This is a genomic window from Acinetobacter sp. YH12137, from assembly GCF_013418535.1.
Lineage (GTDB): Bacteria > Pseudomonadota > Gammaproteobacteria > Pseudomonadales > Moraxellaceae > Acinetobacter.
Map to the genome: position 1 here is coordinate 61,473 of NZ_VPBW01000012.1, position 20,067 is coordinate 81,539.

15 protein-coding genes and 1 pseudogene are annotated in these 20,067 nt (G+C 43.6%); 1 reads left to right on the forward strand and 15 read right to left on the reverse strand.

The window, feature by feature from the left end; all coding sequences use genetic code 11:
- Window positions 1–87: 87 nt before the first annotated feature.
- Complete coding sequence (locus FTU72_RS08410) at window positions 88–2,640, forward strand: EAL domain-containing protein (RefSeq protein WP_180052676.1); 2,553 nt, start codon at window positions 88–90, stop codon at window positions 2,638–2,640.
- On the opposite strand, the gene FTU72_RS08415 is transcribed toward FTU72_RS08410, so the two are convergent.
- The 15 genes and pseudogenes from FTU72_RS08415 to FTU72_RS08485 form a co-directional block, all read right to left on the reverse strand.
- Window positions 2,630–3,271, reverse strand: a complete 642-nt coding sequence (locus FTU72_RS08415; protein WP_180052677.1) for an ATP-binding cassette domain-containing protein — start codon at window positions 3,269–3,271, stop codon at window positions 2,630–2,632. The two genes, FTU72_RS08410 and FTU72_RS08415, sit on opposite strands and share 11 nt — an antisense overlap.
- A 1-nt stretch (window position 3,272) precedes the next feature.
- A complete protein-coding gene (gene modB / locus FTU72_RS08420; RefSeq protein WP_180002452.1) occupies window positions 3,273–3,956 on the reverse strand; it encodes a molybdate ABC transporter permease subunit in 684 nt (227 codons plus the stop codon).
- A gap of 26 nt (window positions 3,957–3,982) precedes the next feature.
- Complete coding sequence (modA, locus tag FTU72_RS08425) at window positions 3,983–4,744, reverse strand: molybdate ABC transporter substrate-binding protein (RefSeq protein ID WP_180052678.1); 762 nt, start codon at window positions 4,742–4,744, stop codon at window positions 3,983–3,985.
- A 15-nt stretch (window positions 4,745–4,759) separates the two neighbouring features.
- The gene (locus FTU72_RS08430; RefSeq protein ID WP_180052679.1) at window positions 4,760–5,989 is read right to left on the reverse strand and encodes a molybdopterin molybdotransferase MoeA; all 1,230 of its coding nucleotides are present in this window, start codon (window positions 5,987–5,989) and stop codon (window positions 4,760–4,762) included.
- Window positions 5,989–6,912: a bifunctional molybdenum cofactor biosynthesis protein MoaC/MoaB gene (gene moaCB, locus FTU72_RS08435; RefSeq protein WP_180052680.1), complete on the reverse strand. Its 924-nt coding sequence runs from the start codon at window positions 6,910–6,912 to the stop codon at window positions 5,989–5,991. Before moaCB ends, FTU72_RS08430 begins: the two co-directional genes overlap by 1 nt.
- 49 nt (window positions 6,913–6,961) lie before the next feature.
- Window positions 6,962–7,510: a molybdenum cofactor biosynthesis protein MoaE gene (locus tag FTU72_RS08440; protein WP_180052681.1), complete on the reverse strand. Its 549-nt coding sequence runs from the start codon at window positions 7,508–7,510 to the stop codon at window positions 6,962–6,964.
- Window position 7,511: 1 nt separating this feature from the next.
- Entirely contained in the window at window positions 7,512–7,763 is a 252-nt protein-coding gene (locus FTU72_RS08445) for a MoaD/ThiS family protein (protein ID WP_034170381.1), read from the reverse strand.
- Window position 7,764: 1 nt separating this feature from the next.
- Entirely contained in the window at window positions 7,765–8,817 is a 1,053-nt protein-coding gene (gene moaA, locus FTU72_RS08450; RefSeq protein ID WP_180052682.1) for a GTP 3',8-cyclase MoaA, read from the reverse strand.
- Window positions 8,818–8,952: 135 nt separating this feature from the next.
- The gene (locus tag FTU72_RS08455) at window positions 8,953–9,591 is read right to left on the reverse strand and encodes a molybdenum cofactor guanylyltransferase (RefSeq protein ID WP_180052683.1); all 639 of its coding nucleotides are present in this window, start codon (window positions 9,589–9,591) and stop codon (window positions 8,953–8,955) included.
- On the reverse strand, window positions 9,588–12,368 hold the full coding sequence (locus tag FTU72_RS08460) for a nitrate reductase (protein ID WP_180052684.1): 2,781 nt from the start codon (window positions 12,366–12,368) through the stop codon (window positions 9,588–9,590). Before FTU72_RS08460 ends, FTU72_RS08455 begins: the two co-directional genes overlap by 4 nt.
- A 272-nt stretch (window positions 12,369–12,640) precedes the next feature.
- Window positions 12,641–14,251 carry a nitrite reductase small subunit NirD gene (gene nirD, locus FTU72_RS08465; protein WP_180052685.1) on the reverse strand — a complete coding sequence of 537 codons (1,611 nt, stop codon included), beginning with the start codon at window positions 14,249–14,251 and terminating at the stop codon, window positions 12,641–12,643.
- Between the two features lie 24 nt (window positions 14,252–14,275).
- Window positions 14,276–16,822 carry a nitrite reductase large subunit NirB gene (nirB, locus tag FTU72_RS08470; RefSeq protein WP_218947513.1) on the reverse strand — a complete coding sequence of 849 codons (2,547 nt, stop codon included), beginning with the start codon at window positions 16,820–16,822 and terminating at the stop codon, window positions 14,276–14,278.
- A gap of 40 nt (window positions 16,823–16,862) precedes the next feature.
- On the reverse strand, window positions 16,863–18,203 hold the full coding sequence (locus FTU72_RS08475) for an MFS transporter (RefSeq protein WP_180052686.1): 1,341 nt from the start codon (window positions 18,201–18,203) through the stop codon (window positions 16,863–16,865).
- A gap of 531 nt (window positions 18,204–18,734) precedes the next feature.
- Window positions 18,735–19,436: a VIT family protein gene (locus FTU72_RS08480; protein ID WP_180025572.1), complete on the reverse strand. Its 702-nt coding sequence runs from the start codon at window positions 19,434–19,436 to the stop codon at window positions 18,735–18,737.
- Between the two features lie 329 nt (window positions 19,437–19,765).
- Window positions 19,766–19,951 (reverse strand): annotated as a pseudogene (locus FTU72_RS08485) (VOC family protein); the annotation flags it as partial.
- Window positions 19,952–20,067: the final 116 nt, after the last annotated feature.

Here is a 20,067-nt window from a genome sequence, read left to right on the forward strand (position 1 = left end):
TGGGGTTTAGATCTTTTATTCAAAAAAACAGTATAATTTCTCTAATACTTCTAGGTTTATATAGAGGTTTATACTTAAGGATACAATATGACTTCTTTTTATAATGGAGGCACCAGCCAAGAGATTTTTAATCTGATTGGTCAAGCTGCTGCCTTAGAGGATATCATAGATGCGATTACCGTATGGTTAGGGGACAAAATCCCGGATGCACTGGTATCTGTCATGTTGTATTCGGAACAGGAACAAACGCTTAATTTAATAAAAGAACCAGCCTATTTTTCCAGAGAATATGTAGAAGCTTCAAAAGATCTAAAAATCGGCCCGAATGTTGGCGCTTGTGGTGCAGCTGCATATCATCGTCGTTTAGTGGTCTGTGAGGATTTACTCAATGATCCGAACTGGGTCGCATATAAAGATCTGGTTAAACAAAATGGTTTAAGAGCCTGCTGGTCGGTACCAATTGCCAACGGGAGTGGCAAACTTTTTGGCTCTTTTGGTACTTATTATCGTTCGATCAAGTCTCCTACTCCCAATGAAATTGACCTGCTGCAATATGCAGCTTCGCTGATCGCCTTAACCTTTGAGCTGTATGAAGAACGCAAAAAACGAAATCAGCTCAAAGATAAATATCAGTCATTTTTCTCTTTTCATCCCGATGCAATTTTTGAGCACAATCTGGATGGCAATATTGTAGATGCCAATCTGGCCACCAAATTTTTTAACGAAGTTGGTGTTAAATCGCATATCGGAACTAAAATTGATCATTTTATTGAACCTGAACATCGCCCTCTTGCCTTAGAAGCCTTTGAGCAGGCCAAGCATGGTCTGACTGGACACCTTGAAGTTCAGGCACATAACTCGGCAGGACAGAAATACTGGCTCGATTTAACTTTTTTGCCAATTAAAGTGAATGGTGAAATTGTCGGTATTTTTAGCGTGGCACGCGATATAACTGAACGCTATCAAAACAATGAAATGCTGAGATTAATGAAACGTAGTGTCGATGCAAATCCGCATGGCATTATTTTAACTTCGGCAGAAAATGACCAGCCTATTGAATATGTTAATCCGGCCTTTGAGCAGATTACCGGTTATAGCCTGGAAGAACTCAAAGGAAAAAATTGCCGCATCTTGCAGGGACCTGATACTTCCGCGGAAAGCGTCCAGCAAATCAGCGAAGCCATTCAGAATAAATCTGAAATCAAGATTGTCCTGAAAAATTATCGTAAGGATGGACACTGGTTCTGGAACAAGCTGAATCTCGGCCCGGTCTTTGATGATAATCATAAATGCACTCATTTTATTGCCATTCAACAGGATGTGAGTCAGCATGTTGCCCAGCAAGAACTAATCGCTTATCAGGAATCACATGACCATTTAACCGGCTTTATCAACAATAAGCTGTTTGAAGAAGTGGTTCAGGAAAAACTGCATCTAGCGCAGAGTGGTTCTGCAAATCTAGTGCTTTTATATCTGGATCTGGATGATTTTGAACCTTTGAATCAAAGCCTCGGTCATGATATTGGCGATAAAATTTTAAAACTAGTGGGCAATCGTCTGAGCCAAAACCTGGAGCCGGAAGATGTAATTTCCAGATTTTCAGGAGATGAGTTTGCAATTTTATTAACTCAAATGACTGATCTCAAGCAAGTCGCTGTACGTGCCGAAGAAATCATCGCGGGATTATCTCAACCTTTCCATGTGGATGGCTATGATATTCACCTGAGTGCCAGTATTGGTGTCGCTGATGCTGATCCAGACATTAAATGTGTTAAGCAGTTTATCAATGCTGCTAAAGATGCCATGCGTGACGCCAATGCCGAAGGGGGTAATACTTGGCACTGGTATAATTTCACGAAAGAGCCTTTACCGAAGGTAGATTATGTACAGCTTCGTCATGAACTGATGGTCGCGCTGCATGAACAGCAATTTAAACTGTTTTATCAGCCAATTCTGGACAGTGAAACGGGTAAGGTCAAATGTCTGGAAGCTTTGATCCGCTGGCAACATCCAGAAAAAGGCTTTATTTCTCCTGCCGATTTTATTCCTTTTGCAGAAAGGACCGGTCAAATCGTCTCGATCGGCGAATGGGTACTCAGACAGGCTTGTGAGGAAGTCAAAGCCTGGAATATGCAGCATGAGACTCAAATTTCGGTTGCCATCAATCTATCTCCTTTACAGTTTAAAAGAAGCGGGTTCCTGAGCGATCTACAGCAATTATTAGCAGAAATTGAATTCCCACATGAGTTACTAAAACTGGAAGTAACTGAAAGTATGTTGATTGCTAGCGGTGATAAGTCGATTGAGATCTTAAAAAATGTCCGGGCTTTGGGTATTAAAGTGTCGGTAGATGACTTTGGCACTGGTTATTCGAGTTTAAGTTATTTACGTAGTCTTCCGATCGATGAGATCAAACTGGATCGTAGCTTTGTACAGCATTTACCCGGCAATGCACGAGATGAGGCAATTATTGAAGCCATGATTACCCTAGCGCATAAGCTGGATCTGGAAGTTGTTGCGGAAGGAATTGAGAATCCTGAACAGGCTGAGTGTTTAAAATCACATCATTGTGATTATCTGCAAGGTTTTTACTATGCAAAACCTGCCCAGCTCAATCAGCTAGAGTTAATCAGTTCCTGATTAATGTTCCCTGTTTGAGCTGTACAGTTTCAGCTTCTAAGTAAGCTAACTCTTCTAAATGATGCGTCACATAAATCATGGGTAGATTTAGCTCGTCTTTGATCCGTTTTAGGAAGGGTAAAATCTGTTGTTTTAACTGTTGATCCAGTCCCGTTAAAGGTTCATCCAGCAACAATAGATTCGGTGAAGACAGTAATGCTCGGCCAATAGAAACGCGCTGCGCTTCTCCACCTGAGAGCTGGTGTGCTCTACGATATATTAAAGGTTTTAATTCTAATAATTCTACGATGTCTTCAAACTGGAATTTTCGATCTGCTCTAGATACCAGTTTTTCTGCATAACATAGGTTCTGCTGCACATTCATATGTGGAAACAGCAAAGCATTCTGGAAAACTAATGCAATCTTGCGCTGATGCATTGGAATATTAATTTTCTTTTCTGTATTGATTAAATCCTGATGTTTAAACTGAATATATCCTTGATCAGGTTTTAATAGCCCGACAATATTTTTGAGTAAAGTACTTTTTCCACTCCCAGATGCACCGACAATCCCTAATAGTTGCTGCGACATTTCCAGTTTAATATTTAACCCAAAATCGGCTTGTTGATATTGAAAATCACATTTCAACATTTCAGCCTCCCAATTTCCGTTGATAGTTTTGCAAAATAAAATAATTGGCAATTAAGGCAGTAAATGCCAAGAAAATAGACAATGTCACCAGACGCATCGCCATTTCTTCACCATTTGGTTGTTGCAGTAAGGAATAAATTGCGATGGGAATAGTGCGGGTTTCATCCGGAATATTTCCCACAAAAGTAATGGTGGCACCAAACTCACCCAGACTGCGGCTAAAACATAAGATGCTGCCAATCAGCATACCGGGAATCGCCAGAGGTAAATTGATACTCCAAAACACTTTCCACGGTGCTGCTCCCAATGAACCTGCGATATGTTCGAGTTGCTGGTTCATAAGCTGAAATGACAAACGTATCGGTTGCACCATCAGCGGAAATGCCACAATCATCGAGGCCAATACCGCCCCTTTCCAGTTAAATGCCAGTTGCAACCCGAGTGTATTGAGATATTGGCCAATCATGCCTTGATTACCAAACAGTATCAGAAGCAGATAACCCAAAACCACAGGTGGCAGCACCATCGGCAATTGCAAACATGCTTCGACCAGAAACTTAAGCCGAAATTCATATCTGGCCAAAACCCAAGCCAATGCTACTGCAAAAGGTAAACAGAATAAGGTAGCAAAGCTGGCCACCTTGGCAGACAGGTAGAGCGCACTGAGTTCTTCTGGACTTAACATCTTGCAGTTATTTCTCCAGCCATTGTCTAGGGGTTCAGCCTAAATCCATATTTTTGAAAGATGGCTTTAGCCTGCACGCTTTTTTGTATAAATTGTTCAAATTGCACTGCTTCTTTATTCTGCACACCTTGCCGTGTCAAAGCTAAAGGATAAATAATCGGACTATGTAAATTTGCTGGGAAAGTACCGATGATTTTTACTTTTCGGCTGATCAAGGCATCAGTTTTATAGACAATCCCAACTTCACATTCACCGCGTTCTACAAAAGCCAAAGCCGAGCGCACATCATCCGTTCCAACAATTCGTCCTTTTAAGCCATTTAACCAGTTCAGTTTGGTCAGACTTTGCCTGGCATATTTTCCGGCAGGCACTGATTCCATTTGCCCGGTACATACATAACCTTTAAAGGACTGGGCAAAATTAAAACTGGACTGGGGTTTAAAATGAATATTCAGATGTTTCGGGCTGATCGCCACTAACTGATTTAACAGGATGGGATGAACTGAACTGGAATTTATAAGTTTCTTGTGTACCAGATAATTCATCCAATCCTGATCAGCTGAAAAGTATAGATCACTACTAGCTCCTGCTTCGATCTGTTTGGCTAAAGCAGAAGATGCACCAAATACGGAAATAATCTTAGTTTGTGGATGTTGGGCTTGGTAAATCCTGGAAATTTCGGTCACAGCATTATTTAGACTCGCTGCGGCGTAAACCTTCACTGTTCCTGCATGGACTGAGGAAAACATCATGGCAATGCACATGGATAAAAACAGAGATTTTTTCATGTGCATCTACCCTTATCAGTGAATAAATAAGCCTTGAACAAGATCCCCTTCTTTCAGGCTTTTTCCTGCCGGAATGCGAACCAGACAATTGGCCTGCATGAGATTGCTCAGCATATGTGATTGCTGTTTGGACAGACTTTTAACTCGTAAAACCGACTGCTCAAAGCTGGCAGACATTCTTAAAAAGCGCTCTCTGGCATTCATTTTCAGATCATGGGTGAGTACAGCATTAAACCAGTTCGGCTGAGATTTGTGTCCTTGTAAGGCATTTAATAAAGTTGCGGTGTAGATCTGCATGCCCACATACACTGCTGCGGGATTGCCTGGCAACCCCAGCAGATAACAATGTGAACTATCATTGCGCTGTAGCTGGGCAAAGAACATCGGCTTGCCCGGCTTCTGTTTTACTTTCCAGAATATCTGGTCGAAACCTAAATTTAGTGCTACAGGCCGAATGAAATCATAATCTCCGACAGATACACCGCCCGTGGTTAAAATCAGGTCATGGCTTGCTGATAATTCTTGAATGAGATCCCATACTGCCGCTTCAGTATCTGCAACATGAAAAATCTCAACCTGCTGCCCAGCTTGCTGAAACCAGGCTTCAATCAGGGGACCGTTGGCATCAAAAATTTTACCCGCTGCAAAATCCTCGATACTTTCAGCAACTTCATCACCTGTAATGACCACAGCCACTTTAGGATATTGAAAAACCTTAACAGTATTGATCCCCGCCATGCTTAAAGAGGCAATTGCACCGACTGACAGCTGCTGACCTTTATTGGCCAATAATTGCCCGACTGAAATTTCTTCGCCCACATCGCGAATATCGGCATGAGCGCTGAGCTGTTCCATAATTTTGATTTTGGATGAATCAATCACTTGAACAATTTCCTGACGTGCGACCGTAGTAGTCCCAAGCGGAATTTTAGCGCCAGTAAAAATCCTGACTGCCTGACCATCCTGAAGTTGCAGTTCACCCTGTTGTCCCGCCCGAATTTCACCGATAAGCTGAAACTCACTTTCTGGTTCAATTGCAGCTTGGGTACACAGTGCATAACCATCTACGGCACTTTGCGAAAATAACGGTAAATTAATCCCAGAATAAATATCTTCTGCTAGATAACGATTTAGGGCTTGGTTTAACTTCAGTCGTTCAGTTGCTAACACTTGAGTATGCTGCAAAATTAATTCTAAAGCTTGATCGACTGTAATCAGACCATGTTCTGCTCCGCATCCAGACATTATTGATAACCGCCTTGATGTGGAATATTTTTTTGCACATCAAATAAATGTACCAACGCTGGTAGTATAGCAATTAAAGATTCTTTAGCCCCTTGTCGGCTGCCCGGTAAAGTCATTACCAAACTGTTATCAATATAGCCCGCAACGCCACGACTTAAAGCTGCATACGGCGTGCGTTTCTGGCCGAAACTGCGTGAAGCTTCCATGAGTCCAGGAATTTCCCGTTTCAGTAAAGGCTGTAAAGTTTCAACTGTTAGATCTTTAGGACCTAAGCCTGTTCCACCTACAGTCAGGATCAATGGATAGTCATTTTTTTGTTGATGAACCAATGCCAATAACTGTTCAGGATCATCTGGAATCACTTGATAGGCTATATTTTCAAAATTGGCTTCTTGTAATATTTCCAGAACATTTTGCCCTGCTGTATCCGTTTTTTTACCGGCAGCGACTGTATCTGAAAGCACAATGATAGATGCTGGCAATGCTTCTTTTAAAACACGGGCAAAATGCGATTTACCGCCTTTTTTCTTTTGTAATTTACATTGATCCAGACATAAGTCTTCCGGTTCACAATGTGGTTTGAGCATGTCATAGAGGGTCAATCCAGCCAGACTAACGGCAGTCAAGGCTTCCATTTCCACACCGGTTGGACCAATAGTCTCTACTGTGGCAATAATTTCGACATGCGCATCAAACAGTTCATATTCCACATCTGCGCGATAAATTGGTAAGGGATGACAAAGTGGAATCAGTTCATCGGTTCGTTTAGCCCCTAAAATTCCGGCAATGCGAGCTGTCTTTAGTGCATCACCCTTTTCCGTATTGCCATTCCGTAATAATTCAATGCAATGTGGCGGTGCATGCAGAATCCCTGTAGCTACTGCAGTCCGATAACTTTCTGCTTTCATCCCGACATTTTTCATTGCATGTTCCTATAGTTCATTTCTTCTTAAAACGTGTGTCTGTTCTGACTTATATCGGCCATTGATAGATGAATGGCATATTTTCTTTGGCATGATGGCAATGTTGATGCGTCTCATCTGAATGTTCTGAATGACGATGCGTATGAGTAATTTCTACATCTTTACGGATACAACACCCCTCAACATATTGACTGCTGCCATCCATATAAAACTCTTCTTTCCAGACTGGCACCTCATGTTTGACCCGCTCTACTGCTTCCTCACAAGCAGCAAAAGCTTCACGTCGATGTGCAGCATAAGCAATTGCAATAATGGCTTTTTCACCAATATCTAGTGCCCCAATTCGATGAATCACCCGCACATAGGACACGCCGTATTTGGCCTGGATTTCTTGTTCAATCTGGCGAATCATTTTTTCTGCAACAGGTGTATAGGCCGTATATTTCAGTGCCTTGACTGCTTTACCTTCATGGTGATTACGTACCGTTCCGATAAATACGCCGACTCCACCACATTCAGGAAAAGACTGGATCGGATCAAAACTTTCCAGATCTAAAGCAGTATCTTGGATCCGGGATATCTGTTTGAATTTGCTCATTTCAGCCTCCTGCGACAGGTGACAACAGCACCAAAGTACTGTCAGCATGAAGAGGTGTCTGACGTGAAATGATATCTTCACCGATGGCACAGGCACAGCGTTCAATCATGCCAAATGCATCAGGATAATCTTGTCCCACCTGATTCAAAACTTCAGATACGGTACTTTGAGATTTGCAGATAATTTCGAGATCTTGCGGTAACTGTCGCTCTACCGCACCGAAGGCTTCAATTCTGATTCTGATCTGTGACATCTTAGCCTCCTATCATGTGCATACTAATTTTGCGGCTGTTTTGATTCATACTTTGATTTTTTAAACGCTGCTCTATGGCATGAAAGCCCTGTTCTTTGTTCCAGATATATCGGGATAAAGCACCATACAAATTCAACTCACTTAGAGCTACAGATGCATTTAGTGATTTGATTTCCTTTCTAAGATTCAAACCTTGAGGTGCAAACAGGCAGTTATAAAATTCACCTTGTGCAGTCAATCGCAAGCGGTCGCAGCTGCCACAAAATGAATTGGTAATGGTTGAAATAATTCCAATCGGATGGCCATCAATCAGATACTGGCGTGCGGGTTCCGAAGCTGATTGGGCAGAATTATTAGTTTTTTGAGTGAGCGTAAATTCAGTCGCCAAAGTTTCTAAAATGTATTGTTCACTGACTACATGCTCAGTAGACCAATGGTGATCACCATCAAGTGGCATAAATTCGATAAAGCGCAGGACAATGTTTTGCTGAACTGACCAGCGCGCCAATGGCAGGATCTGATCATCATTGATACCCTGCATCAATACGGTATTGATCTTAATCGGTAATCCAGCGACTTGTGCTGCCTGAATTCCTTCCAGCACAGGTGCCAAATCTTTTTGAGTCAGCTGTTTAAACTGATCAGCATCCAGACTGTCCAAACTAATATTCAGGTCATCCAGTCCCGCCTGCTTTAAGGCCTGTGCATATTGTTTTAAGTAATGCGCATTCGTAGTCATGGAAATGCGTTGTAGTCCCAGCTTTTTCAGCGCTTGCAGTTGTTCAACAAAATGCACTACGCCCTGACGCATTAACGGCTCACCACCAGTAATGCGGATATACTGGATGCCATGACGCACCATAAAATCGCAAAATTGATACAGCTCTTCAAAACTGAGCAGATCGTGTTTTTTCATCCATTCAGGATGTTCAGGCATACAATAAACACATTTGAAATTGCAGCGATCGGTCACTGAAATCCTTAGCTTGCGCTTGCCACGACCGAATTGATCGACAAACAAGGCATCATTTTTAAGCTGTGTCATCATATTCATGTTGAACATCCATCTTCAGGCATTGGGTGGGTTGTTGCACACATGCGGTGCGCGAAACTCAAATCGCCCAATCTTGTAATAATTAGAATTGCAATAAGTGTTCCAACTTTGTGCCAAAAGCAAAATATTCAGTTTTTAGTGCAGAAATTTGAGCTGTTGATACTGTTGCAGTTCATCCAGCGAGTTAATACTGTGAAAAAATAGCGCACGATTTTTAAAACGTGCCACTTGTGCGTGCAAATCAGCAAAACAGTGTCTAAGACTGCGCTGTTCCTGTTCAAGATGTAAGTTCAGGGTTGCCAGACTGCTGCGTTTGACCAGACAAAATGGATAAAGTGGCTTGCCGTTAATTTCCACATAGGCCACTTCAGCCAGACTATTTTTGGCTAGAGCCTGGTGTAACTTGAGCAATACTTTGGAAGGAATATAAGTTAGGTCACAAGGGACAAACAGTACATAATCCGACTGCACATGCGACCAGGCACTTTTCATGCCCATTAACGGCCCCTGAAAGCCCGGCTCATCATCTTGATAATAATGAACACTGGGAATAAGTTTCTGGTAAATGGAATAGTCGCGATGGCTGTTAATCCAGACCTGTGCAACATTCGATTTCAGCTGTTGGTGAATCTTGATCAGCTGAATCTGGTCATCGAATTTCTGCAACAGTTTGTTGATGCCATTCATGCGTCTTGCCTGTCCACCCGCCAGGATCACCAGATCAGTACGCGGATAGGCTGTTTTATTATTTTCTCTCTCGGCTCCTTTTTTCATTCTACCGTCTCCAATTGACATGTTTTAATCAGGCCACGGATTTCAGGTAAACACGAACCACAATTCCCTCCGGCTTTTAAACATGCGGTCACCTGTTTTTCATCCGTAATATTTTTAGTTTTAATGGTTTCAATGATGCGGTTTTTACCGACTTTAAAACAGCTACACACCAGTGGACCTTCATTATTTGCCATCGACATCGGCTGTCCGGCAAGTAGAGCCTTACGGTGCATAGCACTTAAACGTTCACGTTTAAACAGACTTGCCACCCAGTCGCGGTCCGGCAATAAGGCCTTCGGTGCAATATATAGACTGGCAATCACATGACCATCCTGAAGTATCACGCTATGACTGATATGGGCGGTCTGATCTTCAAGATTCAGCCATTCAAAACTTTCATCCTGAAATGGCAATAATTCTTTTAAATGCTCAGTGGTATAGCTAAATTTCTTCCGGTCTGCCAGTTCATAACGTATTGCCTTGCTGGTAGTGATTTTAGTCCACCACACGGTAGCTTCAATCGACGGCTGTACGATTTTTTCAAAGCCTTGACGCACATAAAATACGCCTTGCCACTGGCTATAAAATGGATGGATGATGACCGGAGTATGCTTGAACTCAGGTTCACCCGAAATGGCATCCACTACCGGATTTACTACCTTGCCGATCCGGGCATCGGATGCGACCTGATCATTCCAGTGAATCGGGGCAAAGACCTGTCCACGGCGGATATTGTCACTGACAGTCGCACGCAAGACACAATTGCCCCACTGCGATTTCACCTCAACCAATTCACCATCCTGAATCCCATATTTCAAGGCATCATGTGGATGAATTTCACAATACGGCTCAGCACGATGGGTACTTAAATTGGCAGAGAGACCGGTACGGCTCATGGTATGCCATTGGTCACGAATCCGGCCAGTATTCAAAATTAAAGGATATTCACTAGAGGTTTGATGAACCGGATTGACCGCTGAAATTGCAATGAATTTGGCTTTGCCATCTGCATGGCTATACTGGCCTTCGCTATAGAGTCGAGCTACTGAATCTTTTGCCTGATCTTTTCTCCATACTGGCCACTGTACCGGTTTCAGTTCATCATATTCAGCTAGGCTTAAATCGGTTAGGCCTTTTAAATTAAAATAGCGGAAATATGAGGTGTCTGTAGGTTTATGCAGTTCGGCATTCTGATAGGCAGAAAGCCCTGCATGCTCCTTAAAGATTTCATAACTATTCTGGAAATCGAAGCCATTAAAGCCCATGTGTTTTGCCACTTGAGCAATGGCCCACCAGTCCGCTTTGGCTTCACCCGGTGCATCCAAAAATGCATGCTGACGTGAAATACGACGTTCCGAATTGGTCACGGTGCCATCTTTTTCACCCCAACCTAAAGCGGGTAACAAGACATCAGCATATTGTGTGGTATCCGTGTCCTGACAGATATCAGACACCACCACGAATTCACATTTGTCCAGGGCACGTTTAACCTGATCGGCATCTGGTAAGCTGACTACCGGATTAGTTGCCATAATCCAGATCGCTTTAATCTTGCCACTTTCAACGGCTTGGAATAAATCGACTGCTTTGAGGCCAACCTGAGTCGCGATGGTTGGACTTTGCCAGAAGCTTTGTACCAACTGCTGATGTCCCGAATTTTCTAAATCCAGATGTGCAGCCAGCATATTGGCCAGACCACCGACTTCACGCCCTCCCATCGCATTTGGCTGACCGGTCATGGAAAATGGCGCTGCACCGAGTTTGCCGATTTTACCGGTGAGCAAATGACAGTTAATAATACTGTTGGCTTTATTCACCCCTTGCGAAGACTGATTGACCCCCATTGAAAATAGAGTCATGACTTTTTCAGTTTGAGCAAATTTCTGATAAAAAGTTTGCAGTTTCTCGACAGCAATACCGGTACGTTGAGCAACTTCTTCAATCGAAGACTCAGCTTCACTTTGTACTAAGGCTTGCTCCAAGCCTTGTGTATGTTGAGCAATAAAGTCTTGGTCTGCGTAACCATTTTTCCAGAGGTACTGCAACAAGCCATTAAACAACGCCACATCCTGCCCCGGCAGAATTGGCAAATGCAAATCTGCTGCTTCACAGGTACTGGTAAAACGCGGATCAACCACGACCACAAACAGGTCGCGCTGTTCCTTGGCTTTCATAATGCGCTGATACAGCACTGGATGACACCAAGCGGTATTGGAACCGACCAGTACCACCATGTCAGTATGTTCGAAATCTTCGTAGCTGGCTGGGACCAAATCTTCGCCAAAGGCACGTTTATGTGACGCAACCGCAGAGGACATGCACAGGCGTGAATTGGTATCAATATTCGCCGTACCAAGATAGCCTTTAACGAATTTATTCACCACGTAATAATCTTCGGTCAGCAACTGACCTGAGACATAAAACGCGATACTGTCTCGGCCATATTGATCAATACATTGCTGGAATTTATTGGCAATGGACGAAACTGCAGTATCCCAACTCGTGACTTCACGCTGATCTTTCCGACCCAGCATTGGCTGCAGTAAACGAGTTTCAAGTCCTAGGGTATCGGCCAAATTACTGCCTTTAATACACAGCTTACCGTAATTAGAAGGATGATTGGCATCGCCTTCAACAGTCACTTTCGGACCTGATGTGGTCGGCGTTACATGTGCAGTCACACCACAACCCACGCCACAATATGGGCACGTGGTCTGTGTAGTTTTAGTTTTTAATTCTGTGGAGCTAGGCAGTTTCACCACTGGGATACTATTCATTGCTGCTGTGCTCCTAAATTATCTAAGTTCACGTAATTCCGATTTTTATCTTGGCTTTATTTGAAATACGAAATTTGTGTAAGCATTCACTATCGTGAGGTGGCATGGATGCCACCGATTCCCATCATTACAGGACGTAATGTATGGGAATCCAAGATTTTTGTTACTTTTGATCTTTCAAAAGTAAGGGAATGCCTACACGTAAACAGTCGCTTCAGCGCTTCAGGTGAGGCTGTGACGACCCTAATGAAGTACTAATTACAGAGAACTAATTAGCCTGCTTTCTTTAATGCAAAATCCCGACCAAAAAGCAGCTTATTACGAATCGTTGCAATTGGGGTTTGATCTGCAATCAACTCGGCATACCAGGCACCATCCTCAGTATCGCCAAACAGCACCGCACCAATGACTTTATCCTTTTGAATAATAATGCGTTTATAGATCTGACGCTTTTCATCATTCAGTACGATATCTTCAAAATCATCTTTTGGTTCGAAGTCACCTGCAGAGAACACATCACAACCACTCACTTTCAGCTGAGTCGGAACCGTCGGCGCTTTAAAGGTCAAGCTGCCATGCTCGGCCAGATGTGATGCACAAATGAACGCCTGGCCCCAAAGTGGTTCAACCAGACCAAAGGTTTGACCACGGTGCTCGATACATTCACCCACCGCATAAATACTTGGGTCAAAAGTCTGCATGGTGTCATTTACCAGCACACCGCGATTACAACGCAGACCAGCACTTTGCGCCAATGCGATATTTGGACGAATACCAACTGCAAAGACCACCAAATCAGCTTCCAGTACAGTCCCATCTTTGAGTTTCACTTGGGTCACATGACCTTCTTCACCAATCAGGCATTCGGTATTCGCTTCAGTCAGAATGGTGATGCCTTTCTGTTCAATCGCAGTTTTCAGCATCTGGCTGGCTTTACTGTCCAACTGACGGTCCATGATGCGATCCATCAGATGCAATACTGTGACATTCATGCCTTGCTGTTTCAGGCCATAAGCAGCTTCCAGGCCCAGTAAGCCACCGCCGATGACGACCGCATTTTGTTTGGTTTTGCAGTAGTCCAGCATATTGTTTACGTCATAAATGTCGCGGAAGCTAAGTACGCCCTTTAAGTCGCTACCTGGAATTGGCGGAACAAATGGCTTGGAACCCGTCGCCAGAATCAAACGGTCATAACTGATCATTTCGCCTTTTTCGGTATACACCTGCTTACGCGGACGATCAATACGTACTGCTGGATCACCAGCAATCAGACGGATACCTTTGTCGGCATACCAGGCATGTGGATGCAGCATGATGTCATCAATGGTTTTCTCGCCAGAAAGCACTGGCGACAGCATGATGCGGTTGTAGTTGCCCCAAGGCTCTTCACCAATCACAGTAATTTCATAACGTTCTGGTGCCATATCCAGCAGATCTTCCAGACAACGCATGCCTGCCAGACCATTACCGACCAGTACCAGTTTCATTTTTTCCGGTGAAACACCGTTGTTGGTGATATAGGTTTTTTGTGGCACGGGGCTAATGAACACCTTGCCATTTTCAATTTTGTTTGGAAAAACCAGCAGTTTTTGATCTTTATCTTCCAGGCAGCGGCCAGTCGCCAGACTAAAATGCTGCTTGTAAATTGGTGAAGCGACTACACGTTCACCTTGCAGATCACCAATGATGCCGCGTGACATCACAAACGCTTTACTAAATGGATCCTGGTTACTGAGTGCATAAACACGTTTTTCTGAACCTACACGAAAGATCGCAATTTGCTGATCTTCCACCAAAGCTGCAACGCCAGTATTAGGCGTGATGTCATCCAGTGCACACACTTCAACCCAATTCAGTTCATTCATATCTTTAAACATTGTCATATTCTTGCTCCTTTATTCTTTGAATCAGGCTTCAACTACCGGAATACGGCTGGCATTGCGTTCAGCTTCAGTTTTTGGACGGATCTGACCGCGCACTTCAGTAAATTGAACGTGCGGATCGTTTTGCTGTTCAGCCTTGGCATTAATAAAGGTTTTGAAACGTTTACGGACTTCTGGATCTTCAACTGCAGTACGCCATTCATCCTGATAAGTGCCCACCACATGCTCCATACGACGCTCGAGTTCTGTTGCCAGACCCAGTGAGTCATTGACGATGACATCTTTCAGATAATCTAAGCCGCCTTCGAGGTTGTCGCGCCATACTGAAGTACGTTGCAGACGATCAGCCGTCTGGATATAGAACATGAAGAAACGGTCGATATAGCGGACTAAAGTTTGTGTATCCAGATCTGATGCTAGTAGTTCAGCATGACGCGGTTTCATACCGCCGTTACCGCAAACATACAGGTTCCATCCTTTTTCAGTGGCAATCACACCCACGTCTTTGCTTTGTGCTTCGGCACATTCACGGGTACAGCCAGATACCGCCATTTTCAGTTTATGCGGAGAACGTAAGCCCTTGTAGCGGTTTTCCAGATAGATCGCCAAGCCCACAGAATCATCCACACCATAACGGCACCAGGTGCTGCCGACACAAGATTTCACGGTACGCAGCGATTTACCGTAGGCATGACCTGATTCAAAACCGGCATTGATCAGTTTTTCCCAGATTTCTGGTAATTGATGCAGTTGCGCACCAAACATATCGACACGCTGGCCCCCAGTCAGTTTGGTATACAGACCATATTCTTTAGCAATTTGACCAATTACGATCAGACCATCTGGAGTGACTTCACCACCTGCCATACGAGGAACGACAGAGTAAGTACCATCTTTTTGAATGTTACCGAGGTAGTAGTCGTTACTGTCTTGCAGGCCGGCATGGCTTGGTTTCAGGACAAAGTCGTTCCAGCAAGATGCCAGGATGTTTGCCACTGTTGGCTTACAGATATCACAGCCCAGACCATGACCATGTTGCTGGATCAGGTCATCAAAGGTCTTGATTTCATTCACACGAACCAGGTGATACAGTTCCTGGCGTGAATAAGCAAAGTGTTCGCAGAGATGGTTATTTACTGTTACGCCTTGACGTTGTAACTCAGATTTCAGAACTTGCGTCACCAGCGGTGCACAGCCACCACAAGCTGTAGCAGCTTTGGTGCATTTTTTCAGTGCACCAAGCGAAGTTGAACCATCGGCAATCGCTGAACAGATATCCGCTTTAGATACGTTGTTACATGAACAGATAGTTGCGCTGTCTGGCAACAAATCTACACCGCTGCCACCCGTTTTCGCTGCTGCCTGATCAAAGCCCGGCATGATCAGGCTTTCCGGATTTTCCGGGATTTCCAGACCATTTAGCATCATTTGCAGCAGGTCGTTATATTCTTTGGCACAACCGACCAGCACTGCACCGAGCAGTTTGGTTTTTTCAGCATTAACTACGATTTTTTTGTAGATCTGCGCTGCTTCATCTGCATAGAAGTAGCTCAGTGAACCTGGTGTCATGGCATGTGCATCGCCAACTGATGCAACATCCACACCCATCAGTTTCAACTTGGTGCTCATGTCTGCGCCAGTAAATGAGGCACATTCTTCTTGAAGTACATGTTTCGCAGCAATACGTGCCATGTCGTAGCCTGGCGCAACCAGACCAAAAATCTTGTTATTCCACAGCGCACATTCACCAATCGCGTAAATGTCTGGATTGGAAGTTTGGCAATAATCATTGATCATGATCCCGCCACGCTCACCGATTGCCAGTCCGCTTTGACGTGCCAGCTCATCACGTGGACGGATCCCTGCAGAGAACAGAATGATGTCGGTTTCCAGCTCAGCACCATCACCAAACTTCATCACGTGCTTGGCATTGACACCATCTTCAATAGACGAGGTGGCTTTTTGGGTATGGACTTTAACGCCCAGATCTTCGATTTTGCTGCGTAATACTTTACCGCCAAGATCATCAATCTGTACTGTCATTAAGCGTGGTGCGAATTCGACCACATGCGTTTCCAGATTCAGGTCACGCAGCGCTTTTGCCGCTTCCAGCCCCAGCAAACCACCACCAATCACGACACCGTTTTTGGCATTCAAGCTCGCTGCACGAATGGCATCCAGATCTTCAATAGTACGGTAAACAAAGCAATTTTCACGGTCATTACCAGGAATTGGCGGCACAAAAGCATAGGAGCCGGTAGCTAAAACCAGTTTGTCATAAGCAATCACATCGCCATGATTAGTGGTGACTGTTTTATTAACAGTATCGATTGCAGTCGCTTTGGTACTCAAACGCAGATCAATTCCATACGCATCTGCAAAGTCGTTACGGCAAAGGGTTAAATCCTTGGCTGATTTTCCAGTGAAATATTCAGTTAAATGTACACGGTCATAAGCCAGACGCGGCTCTTCTGCCAGAATAGTGATTTCAACCTCATCACCCGCATGCTCAAGCACAGATTCAATAAATTTGTGTCCTACCATGCCATGGCCAATCATTACCAGTTTCATATTCCTTCTCCTAAATTTTCTAAATCTTGTATCTTGTGTTTTAAGCCAGGTTGTTTCGTTCAAGAACAGCTTCTTCATATAGCTTTTGCTCTTTGGCCTTATGCTCAACCGAGAAGCGAATCATCAGAACAAAACTTGCTGCAATCACGACCAGGCCGCCAAGTGCCATCAGACAGGTTTGAATATCCAGCATGCCTTTAAGTAAGAATCCTGCGGCGACCGCACCCACGTTACCGCCTGCACCGATAATGCCGGCCACACCACCTAAGGCATCACGGTCAATAAATGGCACCAGCGCATACGTTGCACCACATGCCATGTGGGTAAATAATGCGAAGACAGTCATGGTGATGATGGCCAGCATGGCACTGTTCATTTGCGAGAATAAAATCAGGAATAAGCCTTCCATCAAGATCATGGCAAACAGCACTTTGGTACGTCCGTCCAGGCCTTTTTTGATGGCAACTTTGTCTGAAACGATGCCACCCAGTGCACGGGCAAATAGGGCTAGCAGACCGAAGATCCCGGCCGTCATACCTGCTTCTTTTAAACCAAAGCTGAAGTTTTCTACGTAGTACATGGCTACGATGTTATGAATGAAGATTTCGATACCGAAACAGGCCGCATAAGCGCCAAATAGAATCCAGACACGGTAGTTACGTGCAGCATGCATCAGAATTGCCATGCCACCTTTTTTCTCGCTACCAACCTGAATTCCTGCTGCACGCAGTTCTTTAAAGTTGCCTTGTGGGCAGTCCTGAGTGAATTTCCAGTACAAGGCACCGACAATCAGCATCATCAGGCCTGGAACAATTAAGGCAATTCTCCAGCCCATCGCCTGTTCAACACCGAACATTACCAGTGCAGCCAGAAGTAATGGCATTAGAGCTTGAGTCGCACCACCACCGGCATTACCCCAGCCTGCAGATGCTGCATTCGCTGTACCCACTACATTCGGCGCAAACATGATGCTGGTGTGATATTGGGTAATGACGAAACTGGCACCAATGGCACCAATCAGTAAGCGGAAAAACAGGAAGGATTCATAGCTATTCGCAGAGGCAACACCAAAAACCGGGATACTGCCGAGTACGAGTAATGCGGTATAGGTTTTCCGTGGACCATATTTGTCACATAGCGGACCGACAATCAGTCGAACCAGAATGGTGATCGCGACTGCTGCAATATTGATATTGGCGATTTGATCTTTGGTTAAGCTGAATTCACCTGCGATTACAGGCATCAGCGGTGCACAGGCGAACCAGGCAAAGAAGCAGACAAAAAACGCGAGCCAACTCATATGGAAGGCTCTCATTGCTGCGCTGCTGAAATTCAAAAGACTTATTTTTGTTGCTTTCTTTTCATATAAATTTGAAGACATCACCATCTCCTTCCAGAACTGAACGTATAGGCTTATCTGCTATGCGAATCGCTGCACACCAGATGCGATCAGAACGGACGTCATTGGCCGTCTTACAAATTTCTTTAGAGTCGTCTTTGACTCAAATTCTATTAAGCACAAAGCGTGCCAATAAAATAAATTTATGAATAAGTATTTGTATTTATATTAATTATCGAGAGGTACTTTTATATTTTTTCTAAATTATATTGACTGCGAACCAAGCTCTTTCTTATTTTCCTAAGAATATACATATCCAGATTTTAAAATTGCCACTTCACTGCACCATTTGGCACAGCTTTAGTGCAAGGAAGAACATAATCAAACCAGGTATTTTTAATTAAAGAAAAACTTGTAGTTAAAATTTAAACTTTTTAAATGAGTTAGCTAATTAAGAATCTAGATATGTCTAATACAATTCAATGAGGAAAATTTTAATTTCAAGTTATCTACTTCAATTAAATTTTGGATATATCTAGATTAATAAAAATTTATTCCATATTTTTTAAATGATTAGGTGGTAGCAATATTAAATAGAGAGCCAATCCAGAAACTGAATAGCATGGCAACGATGCCCCAAATCATGACACGCAGTGCGCCTTTCCACATGCTGCCACCACCTGCATAACTGGCTAATGCTCCCATCATTCCCAGACTAAGCACTCCCACCAGCATGACGCCCTGATCTAGCAAATGTGAAGGCAAAACCAAAATGGATACCAATGGAAATAAAGAACCTACCGTAAATGCTGATGCTGAAGAAAATGCCGCCGTAAAGGGCCGGGCAGCTGTCTGTTCCAGAATTCCAATTTCATCACGCGCATGCGCATCTAAGGCATTATGTGCAGTAAGCTGTTTTGCCACTTCTTCGGCCAGATCAGCTTCTAACCCTCGCTTGATATAAATATTTTTTAGTTCTCTTAATTCATGTACGGGATGCAGATTTAATTCCCGCTCTTCCATGGCGAGATCATTTTTTTCAATATCCTGTTGCGACTTGACCGAGATATATTCCCCAGCTGCCATCGAGGCTGCACCAGAAATCAGGCCAGCAACACAAGCAATCAAAAGTGTTTGTGAGGAAGCACCACTGGCTGCCATCCCAACAACCAGACTGGTCACGGAAATAATTCCATCATTGGCACCAAGCACTGCGGCACGCAACCAGCCAGAACGTTGTATATAGTGTTTTTCATGATGATGGGAATGAGGCATGTCTTTCTCGTTCTTCTAGCAGATGAAATAAGATTTTAAATTTTAGTCACTTACTATTTTATCATCTTACATTAAGCCAAATATTTCAAATATGAATCTTCACTTTCAGAGATATCTTCGAGTTTTATTTACTTATTTTAAAAAAGAAAAATTATTTATTGTGAAGGCTTAAATAGATTTTAGCCAGCGGCCGCCATAAGCAACTCACTGGCTATACCTTAAAGGATGAACTTCTGATTATTATCAATGACCTCTCACTTTATATAAGTAATAAGGCCAAACGCTTAAACTAAATACATGGCATTAATCACTGATATCGAGACCATGCCTTAGCCTCGGATGGCAGCTTCAATTGCAGCGACATCAATTTTCTTCATGGTCATCATGGCATCAAAAGCTCTTTTAGCAACACCACGGTCTGAACTGTATGATGCTTCAAGCAAAGCTTTAGGGATGATTTGCCAAGATACCCCCCATTTATCCTTACACCATCCGCATTCGCTTTGATGTGTGCTGAATTAGCAGGAGACTTTCACTTGGGAGATTCTAGGCAGCTAACCGATAAAAGTCTTCTGCCATTTGATTTGGTGTCTTAAAATCCAAGCCTTTTTGAATTCTTCGCTGATTATAA

Coding starts and splice junctions, on each gene's coding strand:
- moaCB (WP_180052680.1), bottom strand. CDS start 6,912: ATGAAAAATGTCGGGATGAAAGCAGAAAGTTATCGGACTGCAGTAGCT.
- nirB (WP_218947513.1), bottom strand. CDS start 16,822: ATGAAACTGGTAATGATTGGCCATGGCATGGTAGGACACAAATTTATT.
- FTU72_RS08440 (WP_180052681.1), bottom strand. CDS start 7,510: ATGAGCAAATTCAAACAGATATCCCGGATCCAAGATACTGCTTTAGAT.
- FTU72_RS08455 (WP_180052683.1), bottom strand. CDS start 9,591: ATGAAAAAAGGAGCCGAGAGAGAAAATAATAAAACAGCCTATCCGCGT.
- FTU72_RS08460 (WP_180052684.1), bottom strand. CDS start 12,368: ATGAATAGTATCCCAGTGGTGAAACTGCCTAGCTCCACAGAATTAAAA.
- modA (WP_180052678.1), bottom strand. CDS start 4,744: ATGAAAAAATCTCTGTTTTTATCCATGTGCATTGCCATGATGTTTTCC.
- FTU72_RS08475 (WP_180052686.1), bottom strand. CDS start 18,203: ATGTCTTCAAATTTATATGAAAAGAAAGCAACAAAAATAAGTCTTTTG.
- moaA (WP_180052682.1), bottom strand. CDS start 8,817: ATGAATATGATGACACAGCTTAAAAATGATGCCTTGTTTGTCGATCAA.
- FTU72_RS08480 (WP_180025572.1), bottom strand. CDS start 19,436: ATGCCTCATTCCCATCATCATGAAAAACACTATATACAACGTTCTGGC.
- modB (WP_180002452.1), bottom strand. CDS start 3,956: ATGTTAAGTCCAGAAGAACTCAGTGCGCTCTACCTGTCTGCCAAGGTG.
- FTU72_RS08430 (WP_180052679.1), bottom strand. CDS start 5,989: ATGTCTGGATGCGGAGCAGAACATGGTCTGATTACAGTCGATCAAGCT.
- nirD (WP_180052685.1), bottom strand. CDS start 14,251: ATGACAATGTTTAAAGATATGAATGAACTGAATTGGGTTGAAGTGTGT.
- FTU72_RS08415 (WP_180052677.1), bottom strand. CDS start 3,271: ATGTTGAAATGTGATTTTCAATATCAACAAGCCGATTTTGGGTTAAAT.
- FTU72_RS08410 (WP_180052676.1), top strand. CDS start 88: ATGACTTCTTTTTATAATGGAGGCACCAGCCAAGAGATTTTTAATCTG.
- FTU72_RS08445 (WP_034170381.1), bottom strand. CDS start 7,763: ATGTCACAGATCAGAATCAGAATTGAAGCCTTCGGTGCGGTAGAGCGA.